The 2,803-nt window shown below is 60.8% G+C and carries 1 protein-coding gene and 2 pseudogenes; 1 reads left to right on the forward strand and 2 read right to left on the reverse strand.

Going from position 1 to position 2,803, the window contains the following annotated elements; translation table 11 throughout:
- Both L53_RS17275 and L53_RS16280 read right to left on the reverse strand, forming a co-directional pair.
- Window positions 1-190: pseudogene (locus tag L53_RS17275) on the reverse strand (hypothetical protein); the annotation flags it as partial.
- A 57-nt stretch (window positions 191-247) separates the two neighbouring features.
- Window positions 248-1,222, reverse strand: a complete 975-nt coding sequence (locus L53_RS16280; RefSeq protein ID WP_051607650.1) for an endonuclease/exonuclease/phosphatase family protein — start codon at window positions 1,220-1,222, stop codon at window positions 248-250.
- Between the two features lie 874 nt (window positions 1,223-2,096).
- Here L53_RS16280 and L53_RS05915 point away from each other — a divergent pair.
- A pseudogene (locus L53_RS05915) lies at window positions 2,097-2,803 on the forward strand (sodium:proton antiporter); the annotation flags it as partial.

A 2,803-nucleotide genomic window follows, 5' to 3' on the forward strand; every position in this document is an offset into this window, starting at 1 on the left:
TGGGGCGAGGAGGTTTTTGCTCCGGACGGTAAGGGGCCGCTGTGGGCATCTCCTGCCGCTCTGATGGACCGGGGTCGGGCGTGACGACTTCAACTGAGGCGGGCGCGCGTTGAGCGGTCTCCGAGATCTCGCACCCGACGAGGATGGTCGCCAAGACCATCAAGCTGATAGTGAGTGTAACTGGCCGCATCACCATCCCCCTGTTTATGGTTAAGCAGAACCTACACAGTAATCAGAGGGATGCCAATCAAACCGACCGCAGTTGAAAACCATAAAGCATCGGATAGTGATCTGATCCGCATGGGCGAAGGCGCCGGATGGTCACGAGGTCGAAATCCCGTGTCACAAAGGCGTGGTCCAGCGGCCAAGCCAGGAAAGGGTTTTTCGCGCCATAGGAATTGTAGAGACCGCGCCCGCGCTTGGGATCGCAAAGGCCGGCATGTTGCTTGAACTCCCGCACCATCCAGGACCAGCCGACTTCGTTGAAATCGCCGATCACCAGAGCAGGTCGCTCCTGCTCGCGCAATTCATCGGCGACGATCATCAACTCGTCATCAAGATGCTGTGTGTCGTCGCGGGGGCGTGGCGGGCGTGGGTGGATGCAATAAAGACGCACCTCACTACCAGCCATGTCGATGTCCATCGTGAGTGACGGCACGTGATCCTGACAGAAATAGCGTTCCTGGGCCTGATTGATCGGGTAGCGTGAATAGAACAGAAGGCCGTTATGGTCTTCCTTGTCCAAAAGGTAGGTGTGGGGATAGTCCTTTTCGAGGTCGGACAATGCATCGCGCCAGCGCGCATTGGTTTCTGACAGGAAGAGGACATCGGCATGGCTGTCGCGAATGCGGGAAATGACGGCGGTGTGGTCCTCATTCTCCTGCAGTACATTTATCAGCAGAATTGAGAGCGGCGTACCGTTGGCACCTGCTTTCGCGCGGCGCAGTTCGCGTTTGCGGCCCGGTAGGTAAGGCTGAATGTCTGCGGCGCAGATTAGGAAGGCGACGGCATAGGCCATCAGCAGGCTGGCATTGCCGAGTTCGGCGGCAGGGTAGAGTGAGGTGTAGAGGGCAGCTGCAGCGAGGAGAACAAGGCAGGTCTGAAGACGACCATAGACCCAGACACGCATCCACCAGATTTCCGTGCGCAACTTCGGCGCGATGGCGGCGAACAGACCCCATGCGCCGATCAGGCCGAAGACGGGTTCGATCAGGGCGAGCATGGTGAAGGGGCCTTTCGGGTATAGCGGGGTTTCTGGGTGGGTTCGCTGAAGTTACGCGTGAAGGGCAGGGGAGGTTGCGGGCATAACTGTGCGCGAGTTCGCCTGAGGCGCGAAAATTGAATTTCACCGGGCGCAAAAAAAGGTGTGATCGCGGACGATCACACCTTCTCTGGTGTTTCGAATCAGACTACCGATACACTGTGCATGCACTCGTTGTCGGTCCTCGATGGACACCGGGTTCCAGATCAGGCTCGCGGAAGCGGGCCTTTTCTTTTGCCCTTTGTCAGGATCCGGTCTGGTCGCCGCCACATTCTTGCGAGCGGGCATGCGCCCAAGGCCGTCTCCCGGATCAGTTTCAGACATGTAATCGCACGGGCGAATTACGTGCTGTCCTGACCTAACCGCCGGTAATCCCGAGGGATTTTCCTTTGGTGACGTGTTTCGGATCGCGCTCCGGTCACGCCTCACAGCCCTTCGCTCCGGGGTCTAGCTCCCCTGTCGAAGACATCGCCTGCTTTGTCTCGCGGTCCTTCCAAACCCTTTGCGCCGCTGCTCTCACAGCCTTGCTTCTGGCTTGGCCCTTCCTGCCAGGGCGACGTACTTGCCACCGTTCCTGAAGCGGGTCTGCTCCCGCCTGGATGTCGTTGGCTTACCGAAATGATTCCCCAAAAACGGGCATGAGTCGAGTCCCTTCTGAGGAGAATCTCACAGTTTTGTGATGGCGGCCTGAATCCGCGCATTTCTGCGTCACATCCCGGCTTGCACCTCTCGATGCACGCAGGGCGCTGGGCATCGGGCGGCGAATGCGCTTAGGTGAGGGGCTTGCACACAAGGAGGCTGGGCCCTGGAAATCCTGACTGTACTGCCGCCGGTATTGGCGATCCTCGTCGCGCTGGTGACGCGCAATGTCTATGCTGCGCTGGGGCTCGCCTTGCTGGCTTCGGAGACGCTGATCGCCAGCTTCCATCCCGGCATGGGCGCGCTCGGCGCAATTGACCGGGCCGTCGGCGTGTTCGAGAGCACAGGCAATACGCGCGTCCTGCTGTTCTGCTTGCTGATCGGCGCGTTGATCGCATGGATGCGCGATTCCGGCGGCGTCGAGGCGCTGGTCAGTGGCCTGATGAAGCGCGGCCTTGCCTCCACCCCGCGCCGCGCGGCGCTCGCGCCGGCGGTTGCTGGGACGGTTATTTTTGTGGAGACCAATGTCAGCTTGCTCAGCAGTGGGGTGTTGGGCCAGCGTCTGTTCGACGCGCATGGGCTGAGCCGGGAGCGGCTGGCCTATATCATCGATTCCACGTCGGCGCCGGTGAGCACACTGATCCTGCTGAATGGCTGGGGCGCCTACGCTCTCGGCCTGGTCGAGCCGTTCGGCTTCGAGAGCCCGATCGGCGTCGTGGCCGGCACGATCCCGTGGAATTTCTATGCCCTGCTGACGCTGGTGGGCGTCTATTTCACCGTGTTCACAGGCCGCGTCTTCGGCCCGATGAAGACCGCCGGGCAGGGCCGCAGCGTGCTGGCCGAAGACGAGGAACCCATCGCCCCGACCCGCGCGATCTACATGTGGCTGCCGCTGGCCGTGAT

This window comes from Hyphomonas sp. L-53-1-40, assembly GCF_000682775.1.
Classification (GTDB): Bacteria; Pseudomonadota; Alphaproteobacteria; order Caulobacterales; family Hyphomonadaceae; genus Hyphomonas.